Raw genomic sequence first — 13,806 nt, 5'->3', positions numbered from 1 at the left:
CGTTTTGGGGTGAAATATGCCAAGATTTATTATTGAAAGAAACTTTGCGGATCAGCTCGTAATAGACAATGACGCCAAAATTCAGATAAAAGAGATCAATGACGAAGAGGGCGTCGAGTGGATTTTTTCGTTTCTGAGCGCTGATAAACGCAAGACATACTGTCTGTACGAAGCACCCGACGAAGACAGCCTGAGAAAAGCAGCCGAACGCCTGAATATCCCAGCAGATGTTATAACATCCGTGGATCGGATCGATCCCGGCCTCTTTGCTTAGTGATCTGGGTCAAAACTTACATTGGTTACAAATTCTGCCCCGTCACCGAGAACAGGTGAATAGAGGCATTTTTTCTTCAGTCGAGGCAGTCTTGCAAGAAGCCTTACCTTAAAAAGGAAGGCCAATTCTTATGTTCGAACTATTTACTCTCGACGGCGATACTTCTGTTATAGATCAAGAGACTCTGAACGGACTTGATATGTCACTCAGAGGGGCGGTGCATCTTAAGGGCAGTGCAGAATACGACGACGCCCGGACGATCTGGAATGGAATGGTTGACCGCCACCCAGGCTTTGTGATCCGGGCCTTGGGGGCCAGCGATGTACAACAAGCAGTAAATTTCGTTCGCAACAACGGACTTATAATGTCGGTGAAATCCGGCGGCCACCAGATTGCGGGTCATGCGGTTTCCGATGGAACAGTAATGCTTGATCTGTCGCAGATGCGTTCGGTGTATGTTGATCCAGCGAACCAAACCGCCCGGGTGGAACCCGGAGCCGTTCTGGCCGACGTGGACCGCGAGACCCAAGCGCACGCGCTGATAGTCCCGACAGGTATAAACTCGACCACCGGCATTGCAGGTCTCACGTTGGGTGGCGGCTTTGGGTGGACCACCCGGAAGTTTGGAATGACAATCGACAATCTTTTGTCAGCCGAAGTGGTAACAGCGGATGGATCTATCGTCACGGCATCAGCGACCAGCCACCCAGATCTTTTCTGGGCCATACGGGGCGGCGGTGGCAATTTTGGCGTGATTACCTCCTTTGAGTTCCAACTGCATCCTCTGGGGCCAGAAGTCCTGTCCGGATTGATCGTTCATCCGATCGCAGAGGCACCCGATCTGCTGGCAGAAGTCACAAAAATTGCCGACAGCGCACCGGATGAATTGACAGTCTGGAGCGTGATGCGCAAAGCCCCGCCTTTGCCATTTCTTCCCGAAGAATGGCACGGACGTGAGGTCCTCATTCTCGCTGCTTGTTATGCCGGGCCCATGGATGAAGGCGAGACGGCAATGGCGGATTTGCGTGGCCTCGGAAGCCCGATAGTAGATGTCATTTCTCCGCATCCATTTGTAGGTTGGCAGGCCGCCTTTGATCCGCTCCTGTCACCCGGAGTACGCAATTATTGGAAGAGTCACGATTTCGCCGCTCTTTCTTCAGATGCGATTACAACACTTCTGGAAGGGATCTCCACTTTGCCGGATCCGGCTTGTGAAGTGTTCATCGCTCATGTGGGCGGTGAAATGGAACGGGTTGGAACAGATGAGACTGCATACCCAGAACGATCATCGCATTTCATCATGAATGTGCACACCCGCTGGGAGGATCCCACAAAGGACGATGAGTGTATCGCATGGGCGCGTACCCTTTATGATCGGATGAAACCTTACTCTACCGGCAGTGCTTATGTGAATTTCATGCCCGAAGATGAAGCGGATCACATGGCGGGTGCTTATGGCGACAACGGTCAAAAATTGTCTCTGATCAAAGGTAAATATGATCCGGACAACCTTTTCAGAATGAACCACAATATATTGCCTGCGTGAGCGGGTATGCCTGTCTGCAATAGGGCTAAGCGACCATTGATTACACGACGTACCAATGGTCGCTGAGCGGGACCGTCCCGCCTTTTGCTGACGCCTATACTGCTCGCGCAGAAAATGCGCGCGTCTGCCGGGTGTTGTTTGTTGCACCGCAGCGGATTTCCCGAATACGGCCATTCGACTGGGTTAATTTCGGCAGAATCCAGATCAAGCTTTCGTGGCGGTCAGAACCGATCGCTCGCGGGGCGACGATCCGGTTATAGGAATCTATATGGCCCGAACGACAGGTTTGTTCTGCGCTGTCGCCTTCCCACCTGCCTAAACCAGTGCGCGGGCAATCTCGCGCAGGTGGACGTGGCCGGTTCCGCAGCAGCCACCGAAGATGTCCATATGCGGATGGCGCGCCCGCAGATCGCCCAGTTGTTGACCAAGTTCCACAGGGTTGCCGTCCTCGATATGGCCCAGTTTACACAATGCGATTTTCTCCATCTTGGAGGCATTGGGCCGCACGCCACGCAGGCGATTTATCCAATCACCGCCGTCTATCGCCGGCTCGTATTCCAGCGGGTGCGAGCAATTGAGCAGGTAATAGTCCGGCGCGGCCTCACCCGCCTGACGGTCGATTTCGGGGATGGCCTCGGCCAGAGTAGGTCCGGAGCGTAGGCGATGTGAGCTGTCCAATGTCAGTGATACCGACAGCGGCACGCCGATTTTGGCGGCGGCGCGGGAAACACCTATGGCCTCGGGGATGTTGTTAAAAGTTGCCGCACAGGCGAAGTCCACGTTTGCCGCTTTCAGCGTTTCCAGCTGCACCGAATGATAGTCTTCAGCGCTGTCGGCGGTCATTTCGGCGTTCATCCCGTAGGCATCGCCACGCGGCCCAATGCAGCCACCGATCAAAAGTTGCGGGATCTGGCCAGCATAGGGCTTTGCGGTTTCACGCAGGAACGCGATGCTGGCGATATTGGCATCGGCCAAACCAGCGGGAGAATAGCCGAGCTTTGCCCCCCAATCGGGACTGGCGCGGTAATCCAACCCGGTCAGCATGAACGACAGGCCAAATTCGGCTGCGACGTCCAGCATATCTGACATGACTTGCCGCAGGGCGACTACGGCCTTGGGGTTTTCCAGCAGCGGGAACATGGCAAACTCGGGCAACTCGAACCCGTGGCGATACATGATCTCAGTCTCGGTGCCGCCCTCCGTCAGGAAAATTGCACCGGTGGTCGTGGCGGGGGTTGGGTTGGTGCGGGTCATGCCTCACGCCTCCGGCTTGATGTTCTGGTTAAAGCGAAAGCGGTTTTGCGGGTCGTATTTTGTCTTGATTTCGACCAGCCGTTGATAGTTGACCCCAAAGGCCGCACGGGTCAGCGCATCATTGTCTTCGCCATGGCCGGGAAAATTGAGATAGGCGCGGCCCTCGTGCCCGAAGCGTGCGGCACTGTCCCATCCATCGCGCGCCCAGGCAATGTTTGCAGCGTCGTCTGCTGCATCCGGCCAGACACCATCGAGCGAATACATCCATCCGAAAGAACGGTCGCCAAAGGCGGTGGCATCCGCAGGCACCCGCGCGGTGGCCCCGCCGAAGTTCCAGAGTGAGGAGATCGAGTTTTCCGACGGCGCGGCCTGAGCATTGGCCATAGCAAGGTCAATCATCTCGTCAGAAAGATCAGTCAGGTAGCGTGCCTTCCAATAGCAACGGAAATCACCAGCGGGCATCAGCGTGTCAAACAGTGTCTGAACCTCGCAATAGCCCATCCGGCCGGAGAAATCGGTGACCATGTTACCCAGCTCTCGCAGGGGCTGCATCAGCACTTCGCCTTCGGCAGCGTCTCCGTTGTACACGCAGGCCAATGTATAAACGCGCTTGCCCCAGCTTTCCTCGGGGAAGTCTTCGCCGCCTGCGGTGGAAAATTCGCATAACGACCCGATCAGCCCGTCATGCTCGCGCATGAAATCCCGCCAGGCGCGGATCGGGCCGGGGCCGTCTTCTACTGCGTAAATCGGGGCGGCGAACATCACTTCGGGCCCGGCCGGGTGCAGCGAGAATTCGAACCGGGTCACCACACCAAAGTTGCCGCCACCGCCCCGGAGCGCCCAAAGCAACTCTGGGTTTTCATCGGCGCTGGTGTGTACAAGCGTGCCATCGGCCGTCACCACATCCGCCGCCACAAGGTTGTCAATCGACAACCCGTGCTTGGCCCGCAGCCAGCCGATGCCGCCCGAGAGCGTCAACCCTGCTACGCCGGTATCCGAAATCAGACCGCCGGGGGTGGCCAGCCCATGGGCCTGGGTGGCGTTGTCCACGTCCCCCCAGAGCGCGCCGCCCTCCACCAAAGCGACGCGTCGTTCGGCATCAACGCTGACACCCCGCATCTGGGTAAGGTCAACCGTTAACCCGCCATCGCAAACCGCATGGCCTGCAACGTTATGGCCGCCCGCGCGGATTGAAATGCCCAGATCATGGGCTGCGGCATGGCGCACAGCTGCCATCACATCCTGCGCATTCCGACACCGCGCAATCAGCGCGGGCCGCCTGTCGATCATCGCGTTCCAGACGCCGCGGGCCGCGTCATAACCGTCTGCCCCTGCCGTCAGAAGCTCACCTTCAAAGCCGGCAATATGTGTGTCTGGGGTGCTCATGATCAAATCCTTTCCTTCATATTCAGAAAGGGTAACGCATCGGGCTTGGTGCGCTCAGTGGCAATATTGCCAGTTTTGCGGCATACTGGACAAGTGATTATGGCGGATCGGTCAAAACCGGGCCGTTTTGGACATTTGAGCCGTAAGGGGGAATTGAAGAAATGGCGAAGAAGCCGCAGATCTTGTTGTTGGCCGCGCCCGAGACTTCGGCTTCGGTGCTGTATGGGCTTTATGATGTGTTGATGTCGGCGGGGGCTGTTTATCTGGATATGGTGGTCGGCAAACCGGGGGATGAGTTGCTGGACGTGAAGATTGTCACCGCCAACGGAAAGCCATTCCGTTGTATTGGTAACATCCCGGTGGAGCCACACGCCGCCATCGGCGATGTCGAGACCCCTGATGCGGTGGTTGTCTGCGACATGTACACCACGATCTACGATGTGCCGCACGGGCGCTACCCGCGTGAGATTGCCTGGCTGAAGGCGATGCATGCGGGCGGGGCGCTGTTGTCGTCGGTCTGCTCGGGATCGCTGCTCTTGGCCGAAGGGGGTGTGTTGGATGGTCATCGCGCCACGGCGCATTGGGCCTATCGTGACATGTTCCAGCGGCATTTCCCCAAGATTTCGTTCCAGACGGAATCGGTGCTGTGCCTGGCGGCGGAGGGAGACCGGATCGTCACCGCCGGAGGTGTCAGTGCCTGGCATGATTTGGTGGTTTACCTGATTGCACGTTTCTGTGGCTATCAGGTTGCGATTGAAACCGCCAAGGTGTTCCTGATCGGGGGACATGCCGAGGGCCAGTCGCCATATGCGGTGATGACCCGGCCCATGGAATCGAACGACGGCCCGATCACCGACAGTCAGGAATGGATTGCCGAACATTATGCCACCGCCAACCCGGTGGAGAAGATGGTTGAGCATTCAGGTCTCAACCCGCGAACGTTTTCACGCCGCTTTCGAACGGCCACGGGCTTTGCCCCGATCGAATATGTGCAGGCGCTGCGGGTCGAAGAGGCCAAGCAGATGCTGGAGATGGACCAGATCAGCAATGACGACGTGGGTGCCGCCATCGGCTATGACGATCCGGCGTCCTTTCGACGGGTTTTCAAACGCGGCACAGGCATGACACCCGCTGCCTATCGCAAGAAGTTTCAACGGATTGCCCGGATCGCGCAACCGACGTGAAACACGCTATTGCAGACATTCATTCATCGCGCAGAAACACGCAATTTGGGCGCGAGTCTAACCAATGCAGCAGCGCGACCGTAAATCCAGTCTGAATAGGCGAACGGCAAGCGCCGCGTGCTTGGACCTGTTTTGGCAGCAGCGGTCGTTTCTGACCGATGATACGGCCTTGTGTCCGACCTGATTGCGCGGACCGCAAGCTCGCTGGCCTTGATGGTTTCCGCAGATCAAGTCCGCATTTTCGCAGATGGACAGATATCGGTCCTGACCGTAGGCTGTTACCGGCGTGCGATCGGTTGCTCATTCGAAATTTACCGCCGCAAAAAAAACAGCCCCCACAGTCGCCCTTGAACATCACAGACGCCGTGGCGTCCTGTTGAGATGCCGTGATCCTTCCTGTTTAGCCAACGGCCTCGTATCCCGGCTCGCCAGTCTCGGATGCGGCTTGGCCCCAATATGGCGGGTCGTCAGGGGAAGGGTATATACATCGCTCCGAGCTATTGAACTCCGGGACTGACCCCAGCGCCAACTCGCGAAGCTGTCCGTCAACCCGCATGAAATCCCGCTTCATTCAGTCGTTCCCATTTTCTGGAAATGCGGTGAAGGAGATGAAACGCCATGACCCGAAATCATCGATGTCGAATGTGTGATCGGCCTTCATGAACGTGCAGTAGCCATCAACCCAAGGCCAGATGATCTCTTCAATTCTTGGCGGGGTTTGTGCAGTGATCCCAACGCCGGGGCACTCGCCAGGCCATGTGTCGGTGCTGGTGAATAGCGGCGACCGAGAGGCGATTGTCGCCGATGATGCGCTGCGCTCTTCTGCGCAATTTTGACATCCTGACTGGCCTTTCACATTCGATGCAGATGCAGGGAAGGCAGTTTATCACGCAGGTCACTGCTGGAAAAATGCTCCGAGAGCCGTTGCCTCGAATTGGGACGTCGCTTTGCATTGCCGTCTGTAGGTTGGGTGAAAGCTGAGAGTAACGGGTTTCATGGGCAGGAATGAGCCCGGCTTAGTTGTTTGGCTACATCATTGTGTGTTGATCCCGATTGATCCCGACAGCTGGACGCTAGCAACTTCTTGGAAGTGGCCATTTGTTTGATGTGCAGCCTCCGTCGCTCTGGAGTTCCGAGCCGACCTCGAATGCAATACGGCATCCTGTGATATGGTTGGCCGTCAACGTCGGGTTGTCGTTCTGGGAGGGTGTGGCGGATCGGAGGATCAATCATGGAAACGCCAAATTTACCTGCCATTCGCGCACTTCGCCCTGCTTGGAACAAGGGTCGGATCGTCGGACAGAAGCGCCCACTGAAACCGAAACATGTCTGGGCAATAAGGGTTCGCCTTGAACTCGCCGAAAACTACAGAGACCTCGCTCTTTTCAACATGGCAATTGATAGCAAGCTTCGGGGTTGTGATCTCGTTCGCATGCAGGTTGTGGATGTGATGGCGTCCGGTCGGATCAAGGAACGCGCGTCTGTTCTGCAACGCAAGACGCAGAAACCAGTTCGTTTTGAAATCTCGGAAGGCACGCGAGCATCAGTCGCGAGATGGGTGGCGGACCCTCTTATGGTTGGCTCTGAATTTCTGTGGCCAGGCCGTTTCCACGATCGGTTGCACATTTCAACGCGCCAGTATGCTCGGATCGTTCGCGATTGGGTGACATCCATAGGTCTTGAGGCAACAGCCTATGGTACGCATTCAATGCGGCGCACCAAGGTGACACAGATATACAAGAAGACTGGCAATCTGCGGGCCGTTCAGCTCCTGTTGGGACATACCAAGATGGACAGCACTGTTCGATATTTGGGCGTTGAGTTGGAAGACGCTTTGGCCATCGCGGAAGCCATTGAGATCTGATGCGGAGGGGCCGCCTTCGCGGGCGGCCCAAACCGGTCACTCGATCTTCTCCCTTCGTGCAGCCCCATGCTGTCCGTGGAAGCTGATGTTCGTGGCGAGTGCTCACGCATTCTGCGACATCACCGCAACGTCGATTGCCGAGCTCCACCCCGAGCATATCGGCATCATTCGCGATATCCTCGGTCACGTAACATTGGACATCGCGGAAAAGCACTATGAGGCCAAAGCCAATTCTGAGCGAAAGCTATCCAAGGTCGCCAATCAGATCGACAAGATCGTCGACGCCAGTGCACAGGGCAAGTCCCATCCCAGCATGAAGGACAAGATGGACACATTGGAGGACCGCAAGGCGGAGGTGGAGAACGATCTGGAGAACACCGAGACGCAGTCGCCGGTCTGGCTGCACCAAGGTCTTGCCGACATGTGCTTAAGAAGGCACCGCCTTGAATGATCCGTCCACAAAAGATGAAGCCACCAATATCATCCGCAGCTTCCTGTCAGAGATGCGCCTTGTCCCGGATGGTGAGGGTTTGTCCATCGAGTTGGTGAGCGAACTTGCGGGTTTGCTGAGTTTTGGTGTGGCCCAAAAACAAATAAGGCCACCCGAAGGTGGTCTGTTCGACAGTAGTGGTTGCGGGACCTCGCTACCAACGATGTTTACAAAATTTTTTCACGCACGCAGCTAAGATCGCCACACCCTTAGTTACGATCTTTAACCGCCAATTGGGTGTGGCGACTAGCTCGGTACAGTCACGGTCGGATAGTCATACGAACTATAAGAGTCAGACAACAGCTCTGAACCACATTAGCATCCGTGAATTCAGCGGCGGGGTTGAAAAGACCGGATTACAGACATTCGGCGCGTTCTGGACTAAGATCGGCAATGCGGAACCAAACCGCCATTTACTATATCTTTCCGGCCGTCCGCTCCTAGCTCAAAGCAGAAGTTGAGTGATACCACCAAAATGAGGAAAGTGGATATTCGACTCTCGGAGCCGAAGGCCTGAGTATCAGCTAATTGTTTTATGTAATTAGCGGGCCTGTCTTATTGCAGCGAAAGGTTTTTTGCCTGAGTGAAGAACACGAAACGCGTTTCGCCCGACATTTTTGAACTCAACCACCCAACATCAAAGGGTTTGATAAATTCGAACCTAGGCCATCGCAGCGACCACCTGAATTGACCGCTCAACCACCCAGTATATTGCAAGCACAATACAGGCAGCCGCCAGAGTCGTTGCGACATACCGCCAGCCTGTTGCCGAGCGCCTGTGAAGGAACATCAGCGCCGGCCAGAGAAGCAGCACGATCATGACCTGGCCGATCTCGACCCCCAGATTGAAGGCCAGAAGGCTTTGCCAGATATTCGGTGCCGAAACCTGAAGAATCTCTTGAAGGACAAAGCTGAACCCCAACCCATGCAGCAGGCCGATCAATGTGGTGACGACAAGGATGCTCCCGTCTGATTGCCCAGCCACATGGTCTGCCCTGATTGCCATCCAAGCGGCATAGATGATCGACAGTGCAATGCCGGTTTCGACCGCTGGGATGAACCAATCGGCTGACGGCACGTAGCCAAAGAAGCCAAGGGACAGCGTCACACTGTGCCCAACCGTAAATCCGGTGATGCGCTGTAGCAGTGTCCGAAGCGTTCCTGCCCCTAAAACAAGGCAGATGACAAAGAGGACGTGGTCAAGACCCGCGAGAATGTGATGGACGCCTTCAACGACAAAGCTCCAGAAGCCACCACTGCCGCCTTGGCGGATGACGATGGGCTCGTACATGAGCCCGCTTGAGCGGAACACTTGCGGCTTGTCGCTACCATAATCAAGGATCAGGTTGGCAGTGTTCTCCTGATCGGGCAGGCCTGGATCCAAAGTGCTCGAGATCGTATAGTCATGGCCCAGATCCGCGAGATCATACCGGATGGTGATATCGGCGACGGCATCACCAACATAGGGCGGTGGATCCAAAGACATAGCGCTCTGCATCGCTGTCCGGGCTTCCTCGAGGGTCGCAAATCCCGGCTCTGCGCCAACCCGATAGACCAGCACCTGCTCAACGACACCTGTCTGGCGTGTGCCTCCTGTTTTAAGGGACAGGCCAGCTTCTGCGATTTGGCCTAGTCCGACTCCATCCCGCAGGATCGCGCCCGGATCGACGTAATGGACCAGCTGATCGTTTTCAAATGCGTTGGTCGTAAAGGGGGCTGGCAGGGGTAAATCATCGCCATCGGCCTTTCCGACTTTGTCTGCCACCAGATAGGGCATGGGAGTCCTGTAATAGACACGCAACCCGCTCTCCACATGTTCGATATGCAGGATACGGACATTGAGGTTCAACAGGAAGTGCGCGGCGGCTAGCCCTGGGATTATGAAAAGAGCGATCGTTAGTATGGCTGCTACGGGCCGGAGTTTTGTTGTTCTTCTATACATCTGGGGTTCGTGCCTCGATGACTGTTATGCCGCCCAATTTCCATGAACCATCCTGCGGCACCATGTCGGCAAGGGCGCGGTAGGTCACATATCGTGTGTGGGCGTGGCCCCAGTGCCCGGCCTCGGCCAGAACAGACCATGATGCAAGAACGCTGAAACCACGTTCATCCGTGAGTTCACTCACTTTTTCGAGCTTGAATTCTTCGATCTTGGTCACCCGCGCCAGACTGCCACCTGGGACCCTGATGGCCAGACCGCGTTCAAGTTCGTTTGCAACCGGGCTGATCGCTTCTCGTGTCACAACCGGCCCAAGTTCGCGCTTGCGGCTTTCCGGCGTTACTTCCAATGCCGCGATATTGAGGTTTTCGATGGCTGATAGGAAAACTGCCGAGGCTTCTGTTTGAGATGGCAGCCTCCCGGCTGACCAGGGCAATCCGCCAATCCGTGACGAGAATACGGATGCACAGATCGCACCCAAGAGCGCCAGACCGATTCCGATCCGGAGAAATGCTTGCCGTCGAAGAATGGCCATAACCACTCCGCTGCCGACCAAGCCCAACCCGAGCCAGAACAGGATGGAAATCCAAACCGGTTCCGGTGCAACCGGGATAGAGGTGACCTCTGGGCGTTCATAGGTAAGGAGGTGATTGCGCCATTGAAAGATGGGGGTTTGGGGCGTCACTTCGCCAAAAAATGGACTGGCCGCATCAGTGGAAGTGGTCGAGACTGCCGTGATGTGTTCGTCAAACATATCCCAGTGCACCGTTGCCGTGTCAGGGATGTCTGACACGGGGAAGGATAGGATCACACCAACGAACGCATTGTTGACGGGGACCGGTGCATTGGCCTCAGCGATTTGAAACCCACGTGGCTCAAAGGACAAAATGTCGGCCGTGGCGGTTTTCGGGTTGACCGAAACGCCATCTATGTCGACCGGGTTTCTCTTTTGCAAATAGGCTGCGGCCAAAGTGGTGAGATTATCAATCTCGTCAGGTGAGATCACAGCACCCTCTGGGGCTTCAACGCCTAGCCAGGGCGCAAGTTCCCGCAAGCGAATAAGGGTCTCGTGACGCAGTTCGCGAGGCTCGATGTACAGGAACGAGGAGGCAACCGATTGCGCGCGGCGGTTCAGGTTCTTTTGAGCGAACTGGCTGTACCACGGATCAGACCAGTTGACGTTCAGATCGGCAGGCCCGGACAGGAACCTGAAATCAGTGACTGGCACGTCTCGATCATAGATCAGAGTTCCGATTACTGCCGCCGGAATACCTGACTTCATCGGGGGTGAAATGCTTATCTTGTCGGGTCGCAATTCGCCAAAGGAATAAAACAATTCAGCATAAATAACGCGAGGGTCTTCCGGTGGGGCTGGCACGACCTGACCGCTGAGCGGATCACGTTGGCCTGCAAAAGGAGACGCGCGGTCAATGCGTTGCCGCGGTTCAATTAGGGTCACTTGGACAGGCAGTCTCGTGCCTTCGGCCGTGCGCACCGACAGCCCTCTGTTAGCAAAGCGTCGTAGTCTGTCTACTCCATTTGCCGCCACCTGAGCGTCCTCAGGCAGCCACTCAATTGGCAAGAGATCCGCGAATACAGGCATATCTCCAACGAACACTTCCAGTTCAACAGTCACCCCCCTGTCCGAAACGCGTATGATGGCGATATTTGGGGCAACCTCAGAGCCATTGAAGGGCACGAAATCTGCTCGCAGCGAAGTCGCCGCTGAAATCACCACCAATCCAGCGGCTATGAGGATGGAAACTGCATTCACAGCCCTATGGAACATCCGCATCGGGAAACTCGGTAAAACCTGCGGCGCCGAGGCTCGGATACCGTGACATTCTCGGATCTGCAGTCCCGAGAGCCAGGCCTCAATCCATGAACACGCGGAAGTGATCTTCGAGGCTAGGCTGGTCTTTGCTTCCTGTTTCCGGAAAGTGAAGAGAATGCAAAGCACTCGAAAAAACGAGCCAAGCAGTGGTGCGGGCTTCCAATTCAACCCCGGTGTGTCCAGCATCCTCAAACAAACTCCGAATAAAGTGGTATCTGCGTTCGTCGACCCGTTCAACGACCCTGGCAACTCTGGCATCCTGTGCCGCCCATGACCGAAACGCCATGTCAAATCGGTCCAGTTTGCGCTCGGCGACATAGTGCATGAGTGTAAGAAGCCGTTCGCGTCCGTCGCCCTGCGGTGGCCCGATTGTTTCTATGACCCGATCTGTATAGGCCTGCGTCCAATATTCCCCCAGCGCATCCAAAAAGGCCTCTCGGCTCTTAAAGTGGTGATAAAAACTACCCTTGGTAACGTTCAGTCGTGCAGCCAGGTCGGCGACCCGAACAGCCGCCAGCCCCTTATGGGCCAGAACGTCTAGCGCCGTTTCCAGCCATCGCTTTCGATCATACCGCTTCTTGGGTTTGTTTTGATCCATGGTCACAGGATTACCTTTACTAGACACCGCCTTCTGGCTCTCGACCAAGCCGGTCGCCACCAAAAACACGGACGCATGACTAATCTGAAAGGTCCGAGCCTGAAAGTCTATACTTACTCCGTACCTTTTGGTATGTTTGATTCAGATATCTTTTTGACCTCGAGGAGAGAGCCAAAATGGGACGAATATTCGCTTTTGCAGCCGCATTGTTGATGGCACCGGCCAGTGTTTGGGCCGCTGGGGGAAAGGTCGAAGACCCCAATGGTGTCGCGCCCGATCGCTATGTGTATTACCCTGGTACAGAAGAGCTTGGCTCGGATGAAATGAGGTTGACCGCTTGTGGTACCGGCCTTCCGGCAGCACGTCGTGGGCAAGCAGCCACGTGTTTTCTGCTTGAACTGGGCAATGGTGACAAATTCCTCTTTGATGTTGGTACGGGCTCAATGGCAAATGTTGCCAGCTACATGATCCCGTATGACTTTCTCGACAAAGTCTTTTTCTCCCACCTTCACACGGACCACTGGGGTGATTTCGTGACCCTTTGGGCCGGCGGCTGGACGTCTGGGCGCACCGGATCACTCAAGGTTTGGGGCCCAAGCGGCGAAACGCCGGAAATGGGCACAAAATACGCCATTGAGCACTTTCTAAAGGCCTTTAACTGGGACCTTGTGACCCGGAATTATCGTCTCAACCCAGCGCCGGGTGTCGTTGAGGTGACAGAATTCGACTACCTTGGCGAAAACGAGGTGATCTACAGCGAAAACGGTGTCGAGATCCGCTCTTGGCCGGCTATCCATGCCGGTGACGGACCCGTCAGCTATGGGGTCTACTGGCAGGGGATGAAGATTGTCATCGGGGGCGATACGTTTCCAAACCAGTGGTATGTAAACTATGCCAAGGACGCCGATCTCGCCATTCACGAAGTGTTTTTGACACCTGATCAACTTGTCTCTCTATATTCACAATCGCCCGCACAGGCGATCGGTGTCGGGACCCAGGTTCACACCTCGCCTCCTGCATTTGGCAAGGTCATGGCAGAGATCAAACCGAAGCTGGCGGTCGGCTATCATTTCTTTAACGAGGAAGCGACGCGTTTCGGGATCTATGATGGTGTGCGCGACGTCTATGATGGTCCGCTGTCATTGGCGACGGACAATATGGTCTGGAACATTACAAATGATGGCATCACCGAGCGCATGGTTGTTGGGACGGAAGAAGCTTGGTCCGTTCCCGGTCCCAAGGCAGCGCCAGCGCCGGATACAACAGGTCTGAAAGACCCTGTCACGGACGCGATCAAAGCAGGCCGATGGAATGTCGATGACGTTCAAAAAGAGATGGTTGATTCATTCAATGAAGAATACGACCTTAAGTAACGAATAAGGCCTCGGATAGGCGCATGTCTCAAGCCGTGCACCTATCCCAAAACAGGATTGTTCG

11 protein-coding genes are annotated in these 13,806 nt (G+C 55.8%); 7 read left to right on the top strand and 4 right to left on the bottom strand.

The features are described 5' to 3' along the window. Positions 1–16: 16 nt before the first annotated feature. Entirely contained in the window at positions 17–274 is a 258-nt protein-coding gene (locus K3727_17055; protein UWQ90461.1) for a DUF4242 domain-containing protein, read from the top strand. 130 nt (positions 275–404) lie between these two features. Further along, complete coding sequence (locus K3727_17050) at positions 405–1,820, top strand: FAD-binding oxidoreductase (protein UWQ90460.1); 1,416 nt, start codon at positions 405–407, stop codon at positions 1,818–1,820. A 315-nt stretch (positions 1,821–2,135) separates the two neighbouring features. On the opposite strand, the gene K3727_17045 is transcribed toward K3727_17050, so the two are convergent. Next, positions 2,136–3,074 (bottom strand): homocysteine S-methyltransferase family protein, encoded by a 939-nt coding sequence (locus K3727_17045; GenBank protein ID UWQ90459.1) that lies wholly within the window; start codon positions 3,072–3,074, stop codon positions 2,136–2,138. A gap of 3 nt (positions 3,075–3,077) precedes the next feature. Next, positions 3,078–4,460 carry an FAD-binding oxidoreductase gene (locus K3727_17040; GenBank protein UWQ90458.1) on the bottom strand — a complete coding sequence of 461 codons (1,383 nt, stop codon included), beginning with the start codon at positions 4,458–4,460 and terminating at the stop codon, positions 3,078–3,080. A gap of 161 nt (positions 4,461–4,621) precedes the next feature. Between K3727_17040 and K3727_17035 the strand changes: the two genes are divergently transcribed. The 4 genes from K3727_17035 to K3727_17020 all read left to right on the top strand — a co-directional run bounded on the left by K3727_17035 (position 4,622) and on the right by K3727_17020 (position 8,194). Then, positions 4,622–5,644: a helix-turn-helix domain-containing protein gene (locus tag K3727_17035; GenBank protein ID UWQ90457.1), complete on the top strand. Its 1,023-nt coding sequence runs from the start codon at positions 4,622–4,624 to the stop codon at positions 5,642–5,644. A gap of 1,231 nt (positions 5,645–6,875) precedes the next feature. Further along, positions 6,876–7,508: a tyrosine-type recombinase/integrase gene (locus K3727_17030; GenBank protein ID UWQ90456.1), complete on the top strand. Its 633-nt coding sequence runs from the start codon at positions 6,876–6,878 to the stop codon at positions 7,506–7,508. A gap of 85 nt (positions 7,509–7,593) precedes the next feature. Continuing rightward, entirely contained in the window at positions 7,594–7,959 is a 366-nt protein-coding gene (locus K3727_17025; GenBank protein ID UWQ90455.1) for a hypothetical protein, read from the top strand. Continuing rightward, entirely contained in the window at positions 7,952–8,194 is a 243-nt protein-coding gene (locus tag K3727_17020; GenBank protein UWQ90454.1) for a hypothetical protein, read from the top strand. Before K3727_17025 ends, K3727_17020 begins: the two co-directional genes overlap by 8 nt. A gap of 465 nt (positions 8,195–8,659) precedes the next feature. Here K3727_17020 and K3727_17015 read toward each other — a convergent pair whose 3' ends face one another. Together K3727_17015 and K3727_17010 are read right to left on the bottom strand one after the other, a co-directional pair. Beyond that, on the bottom strand, positions 8,660–9,847 hold the full coding sequence (locus K3727_17015; GenBank protein ID UWQ90453.1) for a HupE/UreJ family protein: 1,188 nt from the start codon (positions 9,845–9,847) through the stop codon (positions 8,660–8,662). Between the two features lie 1,964 nt (positions 9,848–11,811). Then, on the bottom strand, positions 11,812–12,369 hold the full coding sequence (locus tag K3727_17010) for a TetR/AcrR family transcriptional regulator (protein UWQ90452.1): 558 nt from the start codon (positions 12,367–12,369) through the stop codon (positions 11,812–11,814). A 176-nt stretch (positions 12,370–12,545) separates the two neighbouring features. Here K3727_17010 and K3727_17005 point away from each other — a divergent pair, with 176 nt between their 5' ends. After that, a complete protein-coding gene (locus tag K3727_17005) occupies positions 12,546–13,742 on the top strand; it encodes an MBL fold metallo-hydrolase (GenBank protein ID UWQ90451.1) in 1,197 nt (398 codons plus the stop codon). The last annotated feature ends 64 nt before the right edge of the window (positions 13,743–13,806 follow it).

Source organism: Rhodobacteraceae bacterium M382 (assembly GCA_025141015.1).
Lineage (GTDB): Bacteria > Pseudomonadota > Alphaproteobacteria > Rhodobacterales > Rhodobacteraceae > Aliisedimentitalea > Aliisedimentitalea scapharcae.
Note: the sequence above shows the minus strand (reverse complement) of the source record. Positions and strands in the feature narration are given on the sequence as shown.

Coding starts and splice junctions, on each gene's coding strand:
- K3727_17055 (UWQ90461.1), top strand. CDS start 17: ATGCCAAGATTTATTATTGAAAGAAACTTTGCGGATCAGCTCGTAATA.
- K3727_17005 (UWQ90451.1), top strand. CDS start 12,546: ATGGGACGAATATTCGCTTTTGCAGCCGCATTGTTGATGGCACCGGCC.
- K3727_17035 (UWQ90457.1), top strand. CDS start 4,622: ATGGCGAAGAAGCCGCAGATCTTGTTGTTGGCCGCGCCCGAGACTTCG.
- K3727_17010 (UWQ90452.1), bottom strand. CDS start 12,369: ATGGATCAAAACAAACCCAAGAAGCGGTATGATCGAAAGCGATGGCTG.
- K3727_17050 (UWQ90460.1), top strand. CDS start 405: ATGTTCGAACTATTTACTCTCGACGGCGATACTTCTGTTATAGATCAA.
- K3727_17030 (UWQ90456.1), top strand. CDS start 6,876: ATGGAAACGCCAAATTTACCTGCCATTCGCGCACTTCGCCCTGCTTGG.
- K3727_17040 (UWQ90458.1), bottom strand. CDS start 4,460: ATGAGCACCCCAGACACACATATTGCCGGCTTTGAAGGTGAGCTTCTG.
- K3727_17045 (UWQ90459.1), bottom strand. CDS start 3,074: ATGACCCGCACCAACCCAACCCCCGCCACGACCACCGGTGCAATTTTC.
- K3727_17025 (UWQ90455.1), top strand. CDS start 7,594: ATGTTCGTGGCGAGTGCTCACGCATTCTGCGACATCACCGCAACGTCG.